General features: G+C 63.9%; 19 protein-coding genes. 5 read left to right on the forward strand and 14 right to left on the reverse strand.

All coding sequences use genetic code 11. The features are described from left to right. Nucleotides 1-84: 84 nt before the first annotated feature. The 8 genes from ASC94_RS26350 to rpsP form a co-directional block, all read right to left on the reverse strand. Nucleotides 85-2,811 carry a pitrilysin family protein gene (locus ASC94_RS26350; protein WP_056403190.1) on the reverse strand — a complete coding sequence of 909 codons (2,727 nt, stop codon included), beginning with the start codon at nt 2,809-2,811 and terminating at the stop codon, nt 85-87. A gap of 46 nt (nt 2,812-2,857) precedes the next feature. After that, a complete protein-coding gene (locus ASC94_RS26355) occupies nt 2,858-3,196 on the reverse strand; it encodes a DUF3579 domain-containing protein (RefSeq protein ID WP_056403193.1) in 339 nt (112 codons plus the stop codon). Between the two features lie 164 nt (nt 3,197-3,360). Next, nucleotides 3,361-4,320 carry a CobD/CbiB family protein gene (locus ASC94_RS26360; protein WP_056403196.1) on the reverse strand — a complete coding sequence of 320 codons (960 nt, stop codon included), beginning with the start codon at nt 4,318-4,320 and terminating at the stop codon, nt 3,361-3,363. A 69-nt stretch (nt 4,321-4,389) separates the two neighbouring features. Further along, a complete protein-coding gene (locus ASC94_RS26365) occupies nt 4,390-5,052 on the reverse strand; it encodes a CoA pyrophosphatase (RefSeq protein ID WP_056403199.1) in 663 nt (220 codons plus the stop codon). Nucleotides 5,053-5,137: 85 nt separating this feature from the next. After that, nucleotides 5,138-5,524, reverse strand: coding sequence for a 50S ribosomal protein L19 (rplS, locus tag ASC94_RS26370; RefSeq protein WP_056403202.1), 387 nt, complete (start codon nt 5,522-5,524; stop codon nt 5,138-5,140). Nucleotides 5,525-5,621: 97 nt separating this feature from the next. After that, on the reverse strand, nt 5,622-6,383 hold the full coding sequence (trmD, locus tag ASC94_RS26375) for a tRNA (guanosine(37)-N1)-methyltransferase TrmD (RefSeq protein WP_056403204.1): 762 nt from the start codon (nt 6,381-6,383) through the stop codon (nt 5,622-5,624). A 13-nt stretch (nt 6,384-6,396) separates the two neighbouring features. After that, complete coding sequence (rimM, locus tag ASC94_RS26380) at nt 6,397-6,936, reverse strand: ribosome maturation factor RimM (RefSeq protein ID WP_200955829.1); 540 nt, start codon at nt 6,934-6,936, stop codon at nt 6,397-6,399. A gap of 39 nt (nt 6,937-6,975) precedes the next feature. Then, nucleotides 6,976-7,224 carry a 30S ribosomal protein S16 gene (gene rpsP / locus ASC94_RS26385; RefSeq protein ID WP_056403210.1) on the reverse strand — a complete coding sequence of 83 codons (249 nt, stop codon included), beginning with the start codon at nt 7,222-7,224 and terminating at the stop codon, nt 6,976-6,978. Nucleotides 7,225-7,440: 216 nt separating this feature from the next. Between rpsP and ASC94_RS26390 the strand changes: the two genes are divergently transcribed. From ASC94_RS26390 to ASC94_RS26410, 5 genes are all read left to right on the forward strand, one after another. After that, a complete protein-coding gene (locus ASC94_RS26390; RefSeq protein WP_056403215.1) occupies nt 7,441-7,857 on the forward strand; it encodes an NINE protein in 417 nt (138 codons plus the stop codon). Nucleotides 7,858-7,884: 27 nt separating this feature from the next. After that, nucleotides 7,885-8,745 carry a TIGR02285 family protein gene (locus ASC94_RS26395; protein WP_056403219.1) on the forward strand — a complete coding sequence of 287 codons (861 nt, stop codon included), beginning with the start codon at nt 7,885-7,887 and terminating at the stop codon, nt 8,743-8,745. Beyond that, nucleotides 8,742-10,064 (forward strand): GGDEF domain-containing protein, encoded by a 1,323-nt coding sequence (locus ASC94_RS26400; protein WP_162251455.1) that lies wholly within the window; start codon nt 8,742-8,744, stop codon nt 10,062-10,064. The genes ASC94_RS26395 and ASC94_RS26400 overlap by 4 nt, the downstream gene beginning before the upstream one ends. A gap of 52 nt (nt 10,065-10,116) precedes the next feature. Beyond that, a complete protein-coding gene (locus ASC94_RS26405) occupies nt 10,117-10,722 on the forward strand; it encodes a glycine zipper 2TM domain-containing protein (protein ID WP_056403221.1) in 606 nt (201 codons plus the stop codon). 286 nt (nt 10,723-11,008) lie between these two features. Then, a complete protein-coding gene (locus tag ASC94_RS26410) occupies nt 11,009-11,830 on the forward strand; it encodes a hypothetical protein (RefSeq protein ID WP_056403224.1) in 822 nt (273 codons plus the stop codon). On the opposite strand, the gene ASC94_RS26415 is transcribed toward ASC94_RS26410, so the two are convergent. The 6 genes from ASC94_RS26415 to ASC94_RS26440 form a co-directional block, all read right to left on the reverse strand. Then, nucleotides 11,827-12,447 (reverse strand): LysE family translocator, encoded by a 621-nt coding sequence (locus ASC94_RS26415; protein WP_056403226.1) that lies wholly within the window; start codon nt 12,445-12,447, stop codon nt 11,827-11,829. The genes ASC94_RS26410 and ASC94_RS26415 overlap by 4 nt on opposite strands. A 53-nt stretch (nt 12,448-12,500) precedes the next feature. After that, entirely contained in the window at nt 12,501-13,613 is a 1,113-nt protein-coding gene (locus ASC94_RS26420) for an Rpn family recombination-promoting nuclease/putative transposase (RefSeq protein WP_157201599.1), read from the reverse strand. A 100-nt stretch (nt 13,614-13,713) separates the two neighbouring features. Beyond that, the gene (locus ASC94_RS26425; protein ID WP_056403232.1) at nt 13,714-15,504 is read right to left on the reverse strand and encodes an acyl-CoA dehydrogenase; all 1,791 of its coding nucleotides are present in this window, start codon (nt 15,502-15,504) and stop codon (nt 13,714-13,716) included. Nucleotides 15,505-15,580: 76 nt separating this feature from the next. After that, nucleotides 15,581-16,513 carry an electron transfer flavoprotein subunit alpha/FixB family protein gene (locus tag ASC94_RS26430; RefSeq protein WP_056403234.1) on the reverse strand — a complete coding sequence of 311 codons (933 nt, stop codon included), beginning with the start codon at nt 16,511-16,513 and terminating at the stop codon, nt 15,581-15,583. A gap of 87 nt (nt 16,514-16,600) precedes the next feature. Next, on the reverse strand, nt 16,601-17,350 hold the full coding sequence (locus ASC94_RS26435; protein WP_056403237.1) for an electron transfer flavoprotein subunit beta/FixA family protein: 750 nt from the start codon (nt 17,348-17,350) through the stop codon (nt 16,601-16,603). A 205-nt stretch (nt 17,351-17,555) separates the two neighbouring features. Further along, on the reverse strand, nt 17,556-17,783 hold the full coding sequence (locus tag ASC94_RS26440; protein WP_056403241.1) for a sulfurtransferase TusA family protein: 228 nt from the start codon (nt 17,781-17,783) through the stop codon (nt 17,556-17,558). Nucleotides 17,784-17,936: the final 153 nt, after the last annotated feature.

Below are 17,936 nucleotides of genomic sequence, written 5' to 3' on the forward strand. Positions count from 1 at the left end.
CCCTACGGCCCACGGCCCACGGCCACTTGGGATTCGTCATTCGTAGGGCGGGTTAGCGAAGCGTAACCCGCCATGCTCCGCCGCTTACTTAACCTTGGCCTGGTCGCCCGCGACGACGACACTGAGCTTACTAATATCCACCGCCTTGCGGAAGGCCGCGTTCACCTGTGCCGGCGTGAGCGCCTTGAGCTTGTCCTCGTAAGCCTGGCTCCACGCATAGGTACGGTTCAGGTACAGGAAATTGGCCCAGCCCCCGGCCAGCACATTGTCCTGCGAACGGTTCTGGATGCGCTGCTGCAGCATGCCGGACCTGGCACCCGCCACTTCGGCCGCAGTGAAGCCGTCCTTCAGCGCGCGCGCCACCTCCTCGTGGATGGCCGCCTCCAGTTTCTTCAAATTCTGCGGCGCCGCGATGGCCGAAATCGACAGGTTGCTGGCGCGGTCCACGTCACTCACCGACAGGCTGGAACTGCCGCCGTAGGACAGGCCGTCCTTCTGCCGGATGCGGTCCATCAGGCGCGACTTCAGTCCGCCCTCGCCGAGGATGTAGTTGGCCAGCTCCAGCGCCACGTAGTCCGGGTCTTCCGTGTTCATGTCGATGTTCACCTGTGCCGCATAGAAGCCATTCTCCTTGTCCGGCGTGTTGAGCACCGCGTGCAGCGGCGGGCGCTCCACGTTCACGTTCAGGATGCGCGCGTACTTCTCTTTGCTGGCCCAGTTGCCGAATTCCTCCGCCACCACCGCCTGCACGGCCGGCGAATCGAAGTCGCCGACGATGGCCAGTTCGCCGTGCGAAGCACCGTAGAAGTCACGGTGGTAGGCCTTCAGCTGGTCCAGCGTCAAGGCCTTGATGGCTTCGATCTGTTCATCCGTACTCATGGCATAGCGCACGTCGCCTTTCGGGTAATTGTTGTAGTGCTTGGCCAGCGCGTTGGTGGCCAGCACCTGCGGCTCGTTGCGCGACGCTTCCACGCCCACCAGCCATTGCTGGCGCAGCTGCTCGAATTCGGCAGCGTCGAAAGCCGGCTCCTTGAGCACGTGCGCGGCCAAGCGCAGCGCCGCAGCGAGGTTGCTACGCGTGGTATCGAAACGGTACACGCTGCCGGACATCTTCAGCTTTTCCATCGCGTCCGCCAGCTGCGCGCGGCTGTATTTGCCGGTGCCGCGCGTGAGCATGTGATTGACGGCGGCAGCCACCACGGATTTGCCGAACTGGTTCTTCTCGTCGCCCCAGTGCAGGCGCAGGTCCACCGACACGGTTTCGCCCCGGTTCTGCTTCGGCAGCAGCGCCACCTTCAGGCCGCCGATGGTTTTGAGTTCGGTGCGCTTGAGGATGTTGGCCTGGCTCGGGTCGAACACCTCGGATTTGAGCGTATCCTCCTTGCCCTTGAAGTCCTGCATCACCTTTTCGATCGAAGGCGCGGCGGTGATCTCGGCGCGCTGCACGCTGTCCTCCGGCACGAAGCTGCCGACGGTGCGGTTGTCGCGCTTGAGGTAATGCGCGGCGGCCTTGGCCACCTGCTGCGGCGTCACCTTGGCCAGGCTGTCGCGGCCCAGGAACAGCAGGCGCCAGTCGCCCAGCGCGATCTGCTCGGACAGCGCCACGCCCACCTTCTGCGGGTCGTTGAGCGCTTTCTCGATGCTGTTGCCGATATTGCGCCGCACCCGCTCCATTTCCTCCTCGGTGGGCGGCGTTTTCGCGAAGCCCTCGACGGCGGCGATCAGTTCGTCGCGCACCGGTTCGATCGGCTGGCCGGCCTTCACCACGGCGCCGATCAGCTGCAAGCCCGGCGCATAGCCGGTCTGGGCGAAGCTGAACACCTGCGCAGCCTTGCCGGTTTCCACCAGCGCCTTGTGCAGGCGGCCGTTCGGGGTGTCGTTCAGGATTTCGGACATGAAGGCAAGCGGATCGCTGTCGTCATGCAGGGCGGCCGGGATCTTGTAGCCCAGCGCGACAATCTGGATATCGCCCTTGCGGCGCACGATGAAGGAACGCTCGCCGTCCTGAGTCGGCTCCACGGTCCAGAAAGGCGGCAGCTTGCGCTTCGGTTTCGGGATGGCGCCGAAGGACTTGGAGATCCAGGCCAGCGTCTGCGCCGGTTCGAATTTGCCGGCCACCAGCAGCACCGCGTTGTCCGGCTGGTAGTAGGTGCGGTAGAAGGCCTGCAGGTTCTCGATCTTGACGTTTTCGATGTCGCTGCGGTTGCCGATGGTGGAGCGGCCGTAGCTGTGCCAGTCGTAGGCCACGCTCTGCATGCGCTTGAGCAGCACTTCGAAGGGGCTGTTCTCGCCGCTCTCGTATTCGTTGCGCACCACCGTCATTTCCGAGTCCAGGTCCTTCTTCGCCACGAAGGAATGGACCATGCGGTCGGCCTCCATGTCGAGCGCCCATTTCAGGTTGTCGCCGCCGGCCTGGAATACTTCGTAGTAGTTGGTGCGGTCGTACGAGGTGGTGCCGTTGTACTCCATGCCGCGGTCGGCGAACTGCTGGGGAATGCTGCGGTTCTTCGGCGCCCCCTTGAACAGCATGTGCTCCAGCAGGTGGGCCATGCCGGTTTCGCCGTAGTTCTCGTGGCGCGAGCCGACCAGGTAGGTGACGTTGACGGTGACGGTGGGCTTGGAGGCGTCCGGGAACAGCAGCACTTTCAGGCCGTTCGGCAGCCGGTACTCGGTGATGCCCTCCACCGAAGGGCCTTTGACGACGCCGGCCGGCATGGGCATGGCCGGGACCGTGGGGGCGGCGGCGGCGGGAAGAAATGAGGCGCTGCACAGCAGCAGCGTGACGACAAAACCGGGCTTGGAAAAATTCATAGGCACTGGCAGGGCTCGCAAGATTGATGAGAGCCCTATCCTACCCCTATTTTTCTCCGGGCAGCGGCAGGAAGCAGGCGTCCACCACTTGCAAGCCGTTGTCTTTGGCGAAGTTGAGGACGAAATGGTAGGCCATGGGTTCGAAATCGCGCAGCGCTTCGTTCACCACCACTGCCTTGACGCCATTGATATGGGTCGGGCGCACAAAGGTGGAATAACCGAGGTGGGAATCTCGGCCGCTGGTGCCTTCCGGACGGAAGCACGACATGACGCCGCACAGGCGGTCGGCCCAGTCGCTGGGACGGAATTGCCTGCCATCGGCAGTGATGCCAAGGATAAAGAACTCGTTGGCCAGTTCTTTGGGGGATTGAGCTGACTCGGCCATAGATGACTCGCGGGACCTGGATGCGTGAAAAATCCTAGGTATTATATCTTATAGAAGACCTAAGGAGGTAAGTACTTGATTTGAAACACGCATTGGCGGCTGCGCTGTCTGGTTCGCAGCCGCCAATCCCGATATTGTAACGCGTTCCGCCTGTCGGATTTCTTTCAGCCGAGCCAGACAGCGCCGGAAAGCAACAGCAGCAGCATCATCCACAGCAGCAGCGCGCGCCATACCAGGCCCACCGTGCTCTGCAGTGCGCGCACGCCCGGCTCCTCGCCCGGCATCGCTTCCGATTCCATGTCGCCGCTGTCGACCACGCCCGCATCGGCCGGCAGCACGCGGGCCGCGTTTTCGTGCGGCGTGCCCAGGCGTACGCCCATGGCGCCGCCGCCGGCGGCCAGGATGATGCCGCGCGCCTCGTCCGCCCAGCGGTGGGCGAAATTGCGCCAGGCATAGATGGCGTCCTCGAAATTGCCCACCACGGCGAAGGCCACGGCGGTCAGGCGCACGGGAATCCAGTCTATCCAGTAGAAGGCCCTGGTGGCGAATTCGCCGAAAGCCTCGTTGCGCATGTGCTCGGGTTCGTTCCAGGCGCGCGCCAGGTATTCGGACACGCGGTACAGCACCGCGCCGGCCGGGCCGAGCGGCATCAGGAACCAGAAGAACACGCCGAACACGTTGCGGTGCGTGGTGATCAGGGCTTTTTCGACGGCGATGCGGGAGATTTCGCCGGCCTCCATGCCCACGGTATCAAGCTTGGTCCATTCGGCCAGCAGCGCGCGCGCGGCCGCTTCGTCGCCCGCGTTCAGGGCCAGCTGGATGGAGGTGAAATAGTGGCTGTAGTGGCGGAAGCCCAGCGTGAGGTAGACGATCAGCACATTCCATGCGAAGGCGGCCAGGAACCAGTCATAGCGGATCAGCACCCAGTAGATCAGCATGGTGGGCGCCATCAGCGCGAACATCATCAGGAACCAGCCCATGCGGCCATGCCGGGAATCGCCCGCGTTGAACCATGCTTCCATGCGCACCGCCAGACTCTTGATCTCGGCGTAGATGGGATTATCCGCCCGCAGGGGCTTCATCTGCTCGATCAGCAGTGCGCAAAGAATGGAAAGAAAAGTCATTAAACGTCCTTAAGATTGGCATTGCCGCAATGCCCGCTACGATAGCGCAGCAGCGCTCTGGAATCAAACTTATTCCGCTCTTAAAAAATGGAACAGATTGCGCAGCATGCCGGCGGTAGCGCCCCAGATGTAATAGCCCTGGTAGGGCATGGCGTAGAAGCTGCGCCGCCCGCTGGCCAGTTCGGCCGACAGGCGCTGGTGGTTCAAGCCGTCCATCAGGAAGGCCAGCGGCACTTCGAAAATCTCGGCCACTTCGCCCGGGTCGGCGCGCAGCTCGAACGGCGGGTGCAGCAGGGCCACCACCGGGGTCACGCTGTAGTTGGTGCCGGTGTAGTAGACCGGCAGGGTGCCGATGATCTCGGCGTGGCGGCGGTCCAGGCCGATCTCTTCCTCCGCTTCGCGCAGCGCGGTGTCGGCCGGGCCGGCATCGTAGGGCTCGGCGCGGCCGCCGGGGAAGCTGATCTGGCCGGCATGGCTGCTCAGGTGGTCCGTGCGTTGCGTGAGCAGCAGGCTCAGTCCTTCGGGGCGCTGCACCAGCGGCACCAGCACGGCGGCCGGCTTGGGCGAGAGCTGCGGCGTGAAACTGGTTTCGGAGTCTTCCGGCTGCCAGGCGGGCGGCGCGGCAAAGCGCGCGCGCAGCCAGTCCGCCGCCAGGCGCTCGGCCGGGACGGCCGGCTCGCCGGCAATGGCGTCGATCGGGAGTTGCTGCGGGTCGAATAAAAGCTTGGCCATACCATCTCCAAATAGCGAAAGGGCGCCAGCGGCGCCCTTTTGAAGGGACGCCACCCAGGCGCCCCTGCCCCAAACCCAAACGCGATTAAGCGCTTGCTTTTGCCGCTGCTGGGCGACGGTTTGGCAGTTTTTCTTTGATACGTGCCGATTTGCCCGAACGGTCGCGCAGGTAGTACAGCTTGGCGCGACGTACGTCACCGCGGCGTTTCACTTCGATCGAAGCGATCAGCGGGGAGTACAGCTGGAAGGTACGCTCAACGCCTTCGCCGGACGAGATCTTGCGAACGATGAAGTTCGAGTTCAGGCCACGGTTACGACGGGAGATGACCACGCCTTCGTAAGCCTGGGCGCGCTTGCGGGTGCCTTCGACTACGTTAACGTTGACGATCACGGTGTCGCCAGGTGCAAATTCAGGGATGTTTTTGCCCAGGCGAGCAATTTCTTCTTGCTCGAGTTGTTGAATCAGGTTCATTTGATGACTCCAATTACCATCATGCCGGCGCGTACGAAACCCGGTAGAGGATGGGGTTGAACAAAGAGGCGACATGCCTCTCGTCTTTACTGCTTTGCTACAGCGCCGGTTTTTCTAAACCGGCCAAAAATTTCTCGTCCTGGCGCGTGAGCAAACCTGCTTCGCGCGCCTTGGGCAATAAATCCGGGCGCTTGCGCGCAGTCGCTTCCAGCATGCGCTGGCGGCGCCATTTTTCTATCTCGGCGTGGTTGCCGCCCATCAGCACGGCAGGCACATCCTCGCCTTCATACGTCACCGGCCGCGTGTAGTGCGGCGAATCGAGCAGGCCGTTGACAAAGCTGTCTTCGACCGCCGACGCCTCGGTGTTGAGCACGCCCGGCAGCAGGCGCACCACGGCGTCCATCAGTGCCATGGCCGGCAATTCGCCGCCCGACAGCACGAAGTCGCCCAGGCTGATTTCCTCATCGACGCAACGGTCGATCAGGCGCTGGTCCACCGCTTCGTAGCGGCCGCACAGGATCACCAGGCCGGGCTCGGCTTTCAGCTGCATCACGCGTTCGTGCGTCAGCTGCCTGCCTTGCGGCGACATGAACACCACGCGCGGCGCCGGCAAGCCGGCATCGACCTGGCGCTGCTTGGCGGCAGCGATGGCTGCCTCCAGCGGTTTGGCCAGCATCACCATGCCGGGGCCGCCGCCATAGGGGCGGTCATCCACGGTGCGGTGATTGTCGGTGGTGAACTCGCGTGGATTCCACAGCGACAAATTCCACTTCTGCTGCTCGAACGCACGGCGGGTCACGCCCGATTGCGTCAGCGCGGCAAACATTTCAGGGAACAGCGTGACTACGTCGAATTGCATACAGGCTCCCGGATCAGTAATCCAGGCCCCAGTCCACCGTGATCTTTTTCGCTTCCTTGTCCACCGTAATGATGAACTGGTCCACAAATGGAATCAGGCGCTCTTGCGCCGCGGACTCGGCATCGCCGGATTCGGCGCTGACCGGAGCGGTAACGCGCAGTATCGACTGCGGGCCATTGCTCATCATGTCGGCGACAGTACCCAGGCTTTCACCCTGCAGATTCTCTACTACCAGTCCGATCAGGTCGGACCAGTAAAACTCGCCGTCGTCCAGCGTGGGGAACTGGCTGCGCGGGATATACACGCCGGTGCCTTTCAGCGCCTCCGCGAGATCCCGGTCCGTCAGGTCGTCCAGCTGGGTCACGACGTCGCCGCCGTGCAGCTTCGCACGGCGCACATGCACTTCGTGCAGGCTGGGTTTATCCAGCCACCAGGTCTTAACATGCAACAAGGCATCCGCATCGTCGGAAAAGGGGCGAACCCGGATTCCACCTGCTACGCCGTAAGCGCCGGACACAAAGCCCACTTGCACCAGATCGTCGGGGAGTTGCACCCCGGATGCCAATTTATCTGCCAAAACCTGAACGCCGAATTAGGCTGCTTTCTTGTTCGACGCGACCAGGCGAGCAACGGCTGGGGACAGCTGTGCGCCTACGCCGATCCAGTGAGCCAGACGGTCTTCGGTGATCTTGAACGGCACTTCCTGGCCGGAAGCCATCGGGTTGTAGAAGCCAACGCGCTCGATGAAACGGCCGTCGCGGCGATTGCGCGAGTCGGTTGCAACGATGTTGAAGAATGGGCGCTTCTTGGCGCCTCCACGAGCTAAACGAATAACGACCATAATATTTCCAAAAAGTGTGCTGAGACGGAAAAAGCCGCAAATTATAGCGCGCTTTCTCTTCCGCCAGCAAGCATTAATAACAATTGGGGTGGGTTTGGGGCAATCGAAGATTATCCCCCACTCTGTCCAGCAGGGCAAGCATTGTCTGCAAAAAGGGCTGGGCCGCGCGCCCATTTTGACCGATACTGGCCGCTCCCCCGTTTTTGCCGCCACTACATGACTTCTAAGCATAAGAACAAGACTTTCGCCGCCCTGCTGGCCTTCCTGTTGGGCGGCATCGGCGCCCACAGCTTCTACCTGCGTGGCGTAAACGACACATGGGGCTGGGTGCACGCGGCCAGCGTGCCGGCTATCGGCCTGGTGATGGCCGCCGCCCCGGACGCCGACATCTATTTCAAGCTGCTGCCGCTGTTCCTGTCCATGCTGGCCGGCTTCTTGCAGGCGCTGGTGCTGGGTTTGATGTCCGACGAGAAGTGGGACGCCACTTTCAATGCCGGCTCGGGCCGCCGCTCGGAAACCCGCTGGCCGCTGGCCGTGATCCTGGTGGCGACCATGCTGGTGGGCTGCGCCAGCCTGATCGCCACGATATCCCGGCTGTTTGACTTGCTGTACACTGGGGGCGCTTACGGCTGACCCCCGCTTTCCCACCGCAACGACCAGATGACGTTTCGCCTTTCCGCCCTGCTGCGCGGCGCCCTCGCCGCCACCCTGGCCGCTGCCGCCCTCCAGGCCCACGCCACCGACCGCCTGAACTGGGGCTGGTTCAACGCCGCCCCCTACATGATTGCCGAGGGGCCGGACAAGGGCATGGGTATCTTCGACCAGATCCGCACCCTGCTCAAGGACGAGCTGCCCGGCTATGAGCACAAGGACGTGCAGGCGCCGTTTCCGCGCATCTTCCAGGAGATCAGGAACGGCAACCCGTGGTGCTTCGTGGGCGGCGTGAAGAATCCGGAGCGCGAGGCGCTGGCCTATTTTTCGGTCCCGGTGGCGGTGTTCCTGCCCTTTAAAGTGGTGGTGCGGCGCGACCGGCTGGCCGAATTCAGCGGCAGTGCGGGCCCCGGCGCCAGCATTTCGCTGGCCGAGCTGATGGCCAAGGACGGCGTGCGCACCAGCTATCTGCGCGGACGCTCGTTCTCGCCGCAGATCAACGCGCTGCTGGAGCAGCATCCCAACCGCCAGTACCACTCGGAATTCAACGAAGCGCTGCAGATGCTGCTGGCGCGGCGCCTGGACTACCTGCTGGAACTGCCCATCATCAGCACCTACTCCGCGCGCCAGCTGGGCCGCGACGGCGAACTGGCCGCGCTCACCATCCGCGAGCACGCCGACCCCACGGTGAACCGCGTGATGTGCCCGCGCACCGAATGGGGCAGGCAAGTGATCGGCAAGGTCAACGCGGTGCTGCAGGCGCAGCGCGGCACGGCGCGCTACCGCGCCATCGTCGAGCGCTGGTCCGACGAGGAATCGCTGCGCGTGATCCGCGCCATCTACCCCACCCAGATCCTGAAATCCGAATGAAGAGCAACCTGGCGGCGCGCCTGCTGCGCATCATTTTCGGCTGCTACTTCATCGTCACGCTGGTGGTCACCTGCGTGCAGCTGGCGGCCGAATACCGCCACACGCAGGAGCGCCTGAGCGAGGAAATCGGCGCCATGCAGCACACTTTCGGCCCCGGCATCACCGGCGCGCTGTGGCGCTTCAACGGCGAGGTGCTGGCCAGCATCGTCACCGGCGTGAAGGCGTTGCCCATTGTCATCGGCGTCAAGGTCGAGGACGAACAGGGCAAGCTGCTGCGCGCCATCGGCACGGTGGACGACGCAGCCGGGCGCCGCCTGGAAGCCGGCGCGAACGGCGCCCTGGTGCCGGCCGCCGCGCCGGCCCTGCTGTTCGACCACATCTTCAGCCGCAGCTTCCCCGCCGTCTACGTGGACGAAGCCGGCGAGCGCCACCCGGTGGGCCGCTGGACCGTGTATTCCAGCCAGCAGGTGGTGGTGCGCCAGGTGGCGTACGGCTTCTTCCTTATCCTGGTGAACTCCGTCATCAAGACGCTGGCGCTGTGGTTCATCTTCCTGTACGTCATCAAGCGCACCCTGGGCCAGCCGCTGCGCCAGATGAGCGACTTCGTCGGCCAGCTCAACATCGACAACATCGGCGACCGTCACTTCGTGCTCAAGGACAAGGGCAAGCACGAGCTGCACCAGCTGACCGACAAGCTGAACCAGATGGCCGATACCCTGCGCAAGTCGGTGGCCGAAAACGCCACGCTGTACGCCGAGCTGAAGGAAATGAACCGCACCCTGGAATCGCAGGTGGCCGAGCGCACCAGCGAACTGCAGCGCGTGGCCAGCACCGACATGCTCACCGGCCTGCACAACCGGCGCAAGCTGGACGAGGTGCTGGGCTACGAAGTGGAACGGGTGCACCGCTACGGCGGCGGCCTGTCCGTGATCCTGCTCGACATCGACCATTTCAAGCACACCAACGACAGCTACGGCCACCCCGCCGGCGACCGGGTGCTGGCGGCGGTGGCCGCCATCCTGCGCAGCGGCGCGCGCAGCATCGACAGCGTGGGCCGCTGGGGCGGCGAGGAATTCATGGTGATCTGTCCGCAGACCGAGCTGGACGGCGCGCGCGCCCTGGCCGAGATGCTGCGCCTGCGCATCGCCGCCGCCGACTTCCCCGAGGTGGGCCGCAAAACCTGCTCCTTCGGCGTGGCGGCGCTGGGCCCGGAGGAAACCCTGGCCACCCTGGTGGCGCGCGCCGACGCCGCCCTGTACCGCGCCAAGCAGGCCGGCCGCAATGCGGTTGAGCACGATTCAAACGAACAATTGCTGTAAAGCCATTTCCACCGGTTATACTGGAGAAATAACCCAGTCACCGGAGAACCACATGAAAGTCCGCACGAACGTCCGCACCATCGCCCTGTCACTGATGCTGGCCGGCATGGCCAGTGCGGTGTCCGCCCAGCCGTACACCAAGGCGCAATACGCGGCCGACACCAAGCAGGCCGCCTCCCGCTACGCGGAAGACAAGAAGCTGTGCGCCGAGGAAAGCAGCTCCAGCGCCCGCATGCAATGCCAGCGCGATGCCAAGGCCGAATACGACAAGGCGCTCGCCGCCGCCAAGGCCGATCTGAAGAACGTCAACGCCAAGCCGGCCGCCTGCAATGACTGCGGCCGCGTGATCGCAGTCAACGTGGAAGACAAAAAAGGCGAAGGCAGCGCGGTGGGCGTGATCGCCGGCGGCGTGGCAGGCGCGCTGCTGGGCAACCAGGTGGGCAGCGGCGGCGGCCGCAAGCTGGCCACCATCGCCGGCGCGGCCGGCGGCGCCTACGCCGGCAACAAGGTGGAGGAACACGTCAAGTCCAGCAAGGTATGGCACGTGAAAGTCCAGTACGACAACGGCACCCAGGGCGAATTCACCTTCGACAAAGACCCTGGCTACGCGAACGGCGACCTGGTCAAGAGCGCCAACGGCACCATCGTACGCCGCTAAGCTACCCCCGCATTTCCGCAGTCTCTCCCGCGCGCGCAATTGCGCGCCGGGAATCCCTTGTCTTGTGTACGATTTGATAATTTCCACAAGACAAGGTAATCATGGAAGACCTGAAAGACTCCGAGGCCAACGCAGCCTCTGCTCCCTCCCCTGCCGTCCCCGCCGCAGTCACCACTGCCGAAAGCCCGCCCACTGCCACGCCGCCGCGCCGCAAGCGCTGGGTCAGCGCGCTGCTCTACCTGCTGGCCACCTGCGGCCTGCTCTTCCTGGCATCGTCGGCTACGCCATGTTCAAGGCACCCGCGCCCAAGGAACGCATCACCATCGACGAAGCCGCTGTGATCGACAGCGTGATGGCCAGCAATTACGGTAAATACTCCATCGCCAAGAAGGGCTGGCTCTACGTCGGCGAGGACAACCGCACCTATCTGATGCGGGTGGTGCAGCAGGCCCGCCTGCAGGACGGCGCCGACGGCGACGAGCTGTATTTCATTGCCAGCGGCGCCTCCACCACCGAGGGCGACGAAGTCGGCCTGTACGGCGTGTTCTATGTCCGCCCCAACGCCGCCGGCGACGGCCTGTCGGAGATCAGCAACCCTGCCATCCACGCCGGCACGCGCGCCGTGCAGCCGGAGGATGTGCGTTTCGAAGCGCTCAGTGAAAATCTGTGGGGCTGGGTGGTCAAGACCCGCGACGGCGAAAACCCCGCCGACGTGCGCGCCGTGACGCGCAACGTGGTGCTGGCGCCGCACGGCGACCAGATCGCCACCCTGGCCGAATTCCTGGCCGCCGCAGAACACACGCCACCCGACGGCTGCGCCGAGGCGCAGGCCCGCTACGACCGCTACCAGGCCGAGCAAACCGCGGCGGCAGCCGCCGCCACCGATGCCGACGACCCGCACACCGAAGCGGAATACGAAGAGCCGCTGCGCTGCGAGAAGCGGCGCTGGAGCTACCGCACGGCGACCGTCAGCGGCAATGTGCCGGTGCCGTTCACGGTGAGCGTCAGCGGCAGCATGAACGGCAGCGCGGTGGAAGCGAAAAGCTGGAAACTCATGTTCGACACCAAGAGCTACAGCTATAACGTGCCGGACGAACTGAAGTACTAGGTCCGGCGCGACAGCAGCAGGCCCAGTCCCGCGCTGGCCAGCAGGCCGGCGCAGCTGCGGTTGAAGATGCGTTTGCCGCGCGGCTGCGCAAACCAGCCGCGCAAACGCGTGCCCATCCACGCGTAGATGGCAATGGCGGCCATCTCCAGCGCCAGGAACAGCGCGCCCAGCACGGCGAACTGCAACGCCATGGGCTGGGCCGGATTGACGAACTGCGGCAGGAACGCAGTGAAGATGAGGATGGCCTTGGGATTGCCGGCCGCCACCAGGAACTCCTGGCGCGCCAGCTGCATCAAGCCCACTGAAGGCATTGCAGACTCGGCTTCCGCGCCCGGCGCCGCGCGCCACAGCTGGAACGCCAGGTAGAACAGGTACGCTGCGCCCACCGTCTTGATGCCGTAGAACAGCAGCTCCGAGGTGTGCAGCACCGCCGCCAGCCCGGCCGACGCCAGCGCGATCATGCCGCCGAACGCGAGCAGGCGGCCCGCCCCGGCGGTGCATGCCTGGCGAAAGCCGTAGCGGGTGGCGTTGCTGATGGAAAGCAGATTGTTCGGCCCGGGCGCCATGTTCAGCGCGAAGCAGGCGGGGACAAACAGCGCAAGCGTGGAAAGTTCCATGGGACCGGCTCCTTGAATTCGATCCCTATTCTAACCACGTCCTGTCCCACGGCTCAATCATCGGATGTGGACGCCGAAAATAATTCCGATGGCGGCACACCGTCGTACAACTGTTCGAGCCACCGCTCCAGCTCAGCCTCGTCCGCTTCGCCTATCCGCCGCACCCATTCCGGCGGGACCTCCACCGCCCGGCGGGCAAGCAAGCGGCGCAGCAGATCCCGAGCAGCTTGCTTCCGCCCCTCCTCCCTGCCCTGCTCCCTTCCCTCTTCCAAGCCGCTTTTTATACCTTCCGCTCGACCTTCTTCGAGGCCCTTTGAAATCCACAGCTTTCGCGCATCCTCGCGCAGCAGCTCCTTGTGATTAACGAGCAAGTCATACAAGCACTCTTCCCACGAGTCGAATTCTTTATCCTCTAATACCTCGGCTTTCATGGCCTTCCCCTTTCTATCCGCGCCATGCGTCCTTCCCAGCTTATGCTGCATGGTGCGCGAAATCCAGCTCGACAGGCTGTCGCGCAATAGCTGATTTCGTTCTTCCATCAGCCACTCCGTCAGCAAGTTGACAAGGTGTGAGCAGGCTTGACGGGAACGGCTATGCTGCAGGCCAAACAGCGCCGCCACCAGATTGCGGCCGGAGGCAGACACGGCGCTGCGATTCTGGTCGATCAGCAGGTACTGCTGCTCGGGCTGCAGCAACTCCAGCCCTTCCGGCGGCACCAGCGCCAGGCCCGACACAGACCTGCTGGCGCGCCATGGCCGCCCGCCGGCATACAGCACGACGGGCAGCACCGGCGGCAACTTGCCGCGCCGCCCGAGCTTGCCTTGCTTGACCAGGTCCTGGTATAGCAGGCCGACGTAAACCTGCATGCGCAGCGCCATCCAGCGGTCGTCGTAAGACTGGAATTCCAGCAGCAGGTATACGTAGACGCATTCGCCGCCGACCTGCAAGCGCCACACCATATCGTCATGGCGCTGCACGCCGGCGCCGCCGACATAGCTGGCATTGACGCGTTCGAAGGCCGCAAGCTCCAGGGCCTGCGCCCACGGCTGCGGCATGAAGGCGCGCAGCAGGTCGCGCATCATCTCGGGATGGGAAAACAGCTGCTTGTATCCAGTGTCGTGGTCGGCGCGCATCCGCACAGTGTAGTAGCGGCGCGCGCCGGCCACGCCCGCGATGCGCGGGATGTTTGGGCTGGGTCAACGAGGCGAAAAAAAGGCAGCCGAAGCTGCCCCTGGATGCGCTGCCCCGCGCGGGGCCGCCGTCCGCTTAGAACTGGTCTTCGCTCAGCGCCAGCACGCCGGCGCTGCCGTCGATGATGGAAGCGCGCATGCCGGACGATTGCGTCAGGAAGTGGTCGGCGAAGAAGCGCGCGGTGGCGATCTTGGCCTTGTAGAAGCTGGCGTCGCCGCCGCCGGCGCCCAGCTTCTGCTGCGAGATCACGGCGGCGCGCGCCATCTGCCAGCCGCCCAGCACGATGCCGGCCAGCTTCAGATAGGTGACGCTGCCCGAGAACACGGCCTTGATGTCGGTCTTCATATTGCCGGCCACGTATTCCACCACTGCTTCCAGGTCGGCCGCGCCTTGCGCCAGGTGCTTGCGGATGGCCGCGAAGTCGGCGCCGTCCAGCTTGGCCAGTTCGGCTTCGGTCGCGCGCACTTGCGCGATCAGGCCTTTGGCCACCTTGCCGCCGTCGCGCACGGTCTTGCGGCCCACCAGGTCGTTAGCCTGGATGGCGGTGGTGCCTTCGTAGATGGTCAGGATCTTGGCGTCGCGGTAGTGCTGCGCGGCGCCGGTTTCTTCGATGAAGCCCATGCCGCCGTGCACCTGCACGCCGTCGCGCGCCACGTCCTGCGACAGCTCGGTGGACCAGCCCTTGATGATGGGCACCAGGTATTCATACACGGCCTGGTTCTCGGCGCGGGTGGCCGCGTCCGCATGGTGATGGGCCGCGTCGTAGAGCGAGGCGCCGACGTAGGCCAGCGCGCGCGCCGCCTCGGTCTGCGAACGCATATTCATCAACAGGCGGCGCACGTCCGGATGGTGGATGATGGACACCGGACCGGCGGAACCGGCCAGGTCGCGCGACTGCACGCGGTCCTTGGCGAAGGCCACGGCCTGCTGGTAGGCGTTCTCGGACAGGCCGATGCCCTGCATGCCGACGCCGAAGCGGGCCGCGTTCATCATGATGAACATATACTCCAGGCCGCGGTTCTCTTCGCCCACCAGCGTGCCGATGGCGCCGCCGTTGTCGCCGAACTGCAGCACGGCGGTCGGACTGGCCTTGATGCCCAGCTTGTGTTCGATCGACACGCAGTGCGCGTCGTTGCGCGCGCCCAGGGAGCCGTCCGCGTTGACCATGAACTTGGGCACGATGAACAGCGAAATGCCCTTCACGCCTTCCGGTGCGTTCGGCGTGCGCGCCAGCACCAGGTGGATGATGTTCTCGGCCATGTCGTGCTCACCGTAGGTGATGAAGATCTTGGTGCCGAAAATCTTGTAGGTGCCGTCTTCCTGCGGCACGGCGCGGGTGCGCACGGCGGCCAGGTCGGAGCCGGCTTGCGGCTCGGTCAGGTTCATGGTGCCGGTCCACTTGCCCGTCACCAGCGGCTCCAGGAACGTGGCTTTCTGCTCGTCGCTGCCGGCGGTCAGCAGCGCTTCGATCGCGCCGTCCGACAGCAGCGCCACCAGCGCGAACGCCAGGTTGGCGCCGTGCAGCATTTCCACGCATGGCGTGCCGACCAGCTTGGGCAGGCCCTGGCCGCCGAAGTCGGTCGGATGCTGCAAGCCTTGCCAGCCTGCTTCGGCGAACTGCTTGAACGCTTCCTTGAACCCCTTGGAGGTGAAGACGTTGCCGTCCTTCCAGTAGCTCGGCTCCTTGTCGCCGGCATGGTTCAGCGGCGCGATTTCTCCGGCCACGAATTTGGCGCTCTCTTCCAGCACGGCTTCGGCGGTTTCAGGCGTGGCGTCCTCGCAGCCCGGCAGCTGGCTCACGGCTTGCAGGTTCGCCAGTTCGTTCATCACGAACAGCATGTCTTTCAGGGGGGCTTGATAGCTCATCTTCTTCTCTCCAAGAAAAAGGCCACGCGGCGGCGCGATGCCTCGCCAGCGTGGCCTCTAATACTAAACGTGTGGATTAACCCAGTTCTTTGACCAGTTCAGGCACGATGTCGAACAGATCGCCCACGATGCCGTAGTCGGCCACGGAGAAGATCGGCGCTTCCGGATCCTTGTTGATGGCGACGATGGTCTTCGAATCCTTCATGCCGGCCAGGTGCTGGATCGCGCCGGAGATACCGACGGCGATGTACAGCGACGGCGCCACGATCTTGCCGGTCTGGCCAACCTGCCAGTCGTTCGGCACGTAGCCCGCGTCCACGGCGGCGCGCGAGGCGCCCATGGCGGCGCCCAGCTTGTCTGCCAGCGGTTCCAGGATCTTGAACGCTTCGCCCGAACCCATGCCGCGGCCGCCGGACACGATGATCTTGGCGGCGGTCAGTTCAGGACGGTCGGACTTGGCCAGCTCGCGGCCGACGAAAGCCGACTTGCCGTTGTCGCCGACAGCGGCGATGGTTTCGGTGGCAGCCGAACCGCCGGCCGATGCGGCCGAGTCGAAACCGGTGGTGCGCACGGTGATGACTTTGACTTTATCGGACGACTGCACGGTGGCGATGGCGTTGCCGGCGTAGATGGGACGCTCGAAGGTGTCGGGCGAATCGACCTTGGTGATTTCCGAGATCTGGGCCACGTCCAGCTTGGCGGCCACGCGCGGCAGGATGTTCTTGCCGTAGGCGGTGGCTGGCGCCAGGATGTGCGAGTAGGCAGCGGCAACCGCCAGCACCTGCTCGGCCACGTTCTCGGCCAGGCCGTCGGCGAAGTGGGCGGCGTCGGCCAGCAGCACTTTCGATACGCCGGCGATCTGCGCGGCTTGCGCAGCGGCGGCGGCGGCGTTGGAACCGGCCACCAGCACGTGCACCTCGCCGCCGCACTGGGCGGCCGCGGTCACGGTGTGGTGGGTGCTGCCCTTCAGGCTGGCGTTGTCGTGTTCAGCGATAACTAATGCGACCATGATTATTCCTTTGTGTGCATGCCGGCGGCTCAGGCGGGTTACGCGCTCCGCGCTAACCCGCCCTACGGCCGCCTGGCGCGCTATTAATTAGATGACTTTGGCTTCAGTACGCAGTTTTGCGACCAGGGTGGCAACGTCCGGTACCTTGATGCCGGCGGAGCGCTTGGCTGGCTCGGCCACTTTCAAGGTCTTCAGGCGCGGGGTCACGTCGACGCCCAGGTCTTCCGGCTTGACGGTGTCCAGCGGCTTCTTCTTGGCCTTCATGATGTTTGGCAAGGTCACATAGCGCGGCTCGTTCAGGCGCAGGTCGGTGGTGATGATGGCAGGCAGGGTCAGGGCCAGGGTTTCCAGGCCGCCGTCCACTTCGCGGGTCACGGTGGCTTTGCCGTCTTCCAGCACCACTTTCGAGGCGAAGGTCGCTTGCGGCCAGCCCAGCAGGGCAGCCAGCATCTGGCCGGTCTGGTTGGAGTCGTCGTCGATTGCCTGCTTGCCCAGGATGACCAGCTGCGGCTGTTCCTTGTCGACCAGCGCCTTCAGCAGCTTGGCCACGGCCAGCGGTTCCAGTTCGGTGGCGGTTTCCACCAGGATGCCGCGGTCGGCGCCGATGGCCATGCCGGTGCGCAGGGTTTCCTGGCACTGAGCCACGCCGCAGGAGACAGCCACCACTTCGGTGACCTTGCCCGCTTCTTTCAGGCGGGTCGCTTCTTCCAGAGCGATCTCATCGAACGGGTTCATCGACATTTTGACATTGGCGATATCCACGCCAGTGCCGTCGGATTTGACGCGCACCTTGACGTTGTAGTCGACCACGCGTTTGACGGGTACCAAGACTTTCATAGCTCTGCCTTTGGAAAAATTAATAAAGTGTGAACTGATATGTGGGCTAGATTATATGAGAAATTCAATCACCAGGCTGAATTAAAGCACGATCGTGCGTTTTTTTGGTAGTAGAAAACGTCTAATTTTCATCTTGCACCCACAATCGAGGAAAGAGCCTGCGACAGGGGAGCCAGCCCGGCTCCCCGCATTGAAAGAGTACAGCTTACTTGCGTTGCATCAGAAAGACAAATTCCGTACCGTACTGCGCATGCGACAGCAGCGCATTACCGGTTTGCTTGGCAAAGGCCTGGAAGTCGCGCACGGAGCCCGGATCGGTCGCCATGATGCGCAGCACTTCTCCGCTCTGCAGTTCGGCCAGGGCCTTTTTGGCCTTCAGAATCGGCAGCGGGCAGTTCAAGCCCCGCGCGTCGAGTTCTTTTTGAAATTCCATGATTTCGGTTTCAACTAGTGTGTCGCTCATCAAAATCCCGCAAATTGGTTGACCAGTTCTGCACAGTCTACTCCAATTCGGCTGTCGTGACGCGGTGCACCAAAATAGTTCCTCTCTCGTTGCAAGTTCACAACGAGGGAAGTCATTAAATTA

Origin of the sequence: Massilia sp. Root418 (assembly GCF_001425265.1) — a bacterium.
GTDB lineage: Bacteria > Pseudomonadota > Gammaproteobacteria > Burkholderiales > Burkholderiaceae_D > Rugamonas.

Coding starts and splice junctions, on each gene's coding strand:
- ASC94_RS26350 (WP_056403190.1), bottom strand. CDS start 2,811: ATGAATTTTTCCAAGCCCGGTTTTGTCGTCACGCTGCTGCTGTGCAGC.
- ASC94_RS26355 (WP_056403193.1), bottom strand. CDS start 3,196: ATGGCCGAGTCAGCTCAATCCCCCAAAGAACTGGCCAACGAGTTCTTT.
- ASC94_RS26360 (WP_056403196.1), bottom strand. CDS start 4,320: ATGACTTTTCTTTCCATTCTTTGCGCACTGCTGATCGAGCAGATGAAG.
- ASC94_RS26365 (WP_056403199.1), bottom strand. CDS start 5,052: ATGGCCAAGCTTTTATTCGACCCGCAGCAACTCCCGATCGACGCCATT.
- rplS (WP_056403202.1), bottom strand. CDS start 5,524: ATGAACCTGATTCAACAACTCGAGCAAGAAGAAATTGCTCGCCTGGGC.
- trmD (WP_056403204.1), bottom strand. CDS start 6,383: ATGCAATTCGACGTAGTCACGCTGTTCCCTGAAATGTTTGCCGCGCTG.
- rpsP (WP_056403210.1), bottom strand. CDS start 7,224: ATGGTCGTTATTCGTTTAGCTCGTGGAGGCGCCAAGAAGCGCCCATTC.
- ASC94_RS26390 (WP_056403215.1), top strand. CDS start 7,441: ATGACTTCTAAGCATAAGAACAAGACTTTCGCCGCCCTGCTGGCCTTC.
- ASC94_RS26395 (WP_056403219.1), top strand. CDS start 7,885: ATGACGTTTCGCCTTTCCGCCCTGCTGCGCGGCGCCCTCGCCGCCACC.
- ASC94_RS26400 (WP_162251455.1), top strand. CDS start 8,742: ATGAAGAGCAACCTGGCGGCGCGCCTGCTGCGCATCATTTTCGGCTGC.
- ASC94_RS26405 (WP_056403221.1), top strand. CDS start 10,117: ATGAAAGTCCGCACGAACGTCCGCACCATCGCCCTGTCACTGATGCTG.
- ASC94_RS26410 (WP_056403224.1), top strand. CDS start 11,009: ATGTTCAAGGCACCCGCGCCCAAGGAACGCATCACCATCGACGAAGCC.
- ASC94_RS26415 (WP_056403226.1), bottom strand. CDS start 12,447: ATGGAACTTTCCACGCTTGCGCTGTTTGTCCCCGCCTGCTTCGCGCTG.
- ASC94_RS26425 (WP_056403232.1), bottom strand. CDS start 15,504: ATGAGCTATCAAGCCCCCCTGAAAGACATGCTGTTCGTGATGAACGAA.
- ASC94_RS26430 (WP_056403234.1), bottom strand. CDS start 16,513: ATGGTCGCATTAGTTATCGCTGAACACGACAACGCCAGCCTGAAGGGC.
- ASC94_RS26435 (WP_056403237.1), bottom strand. CDS start 17,350: ATGAAAGTCTTGGTACCCGTCAAACGCGTGGTCGACTACAACGTCAAG.
- ASC94_RS26440 (WP_056403241.1), bottom strand. CDS start 17,783: ATGGAATTTCAAAAAGAACTCGACGCGCGGGGCTTGAACTGCCCGCTG.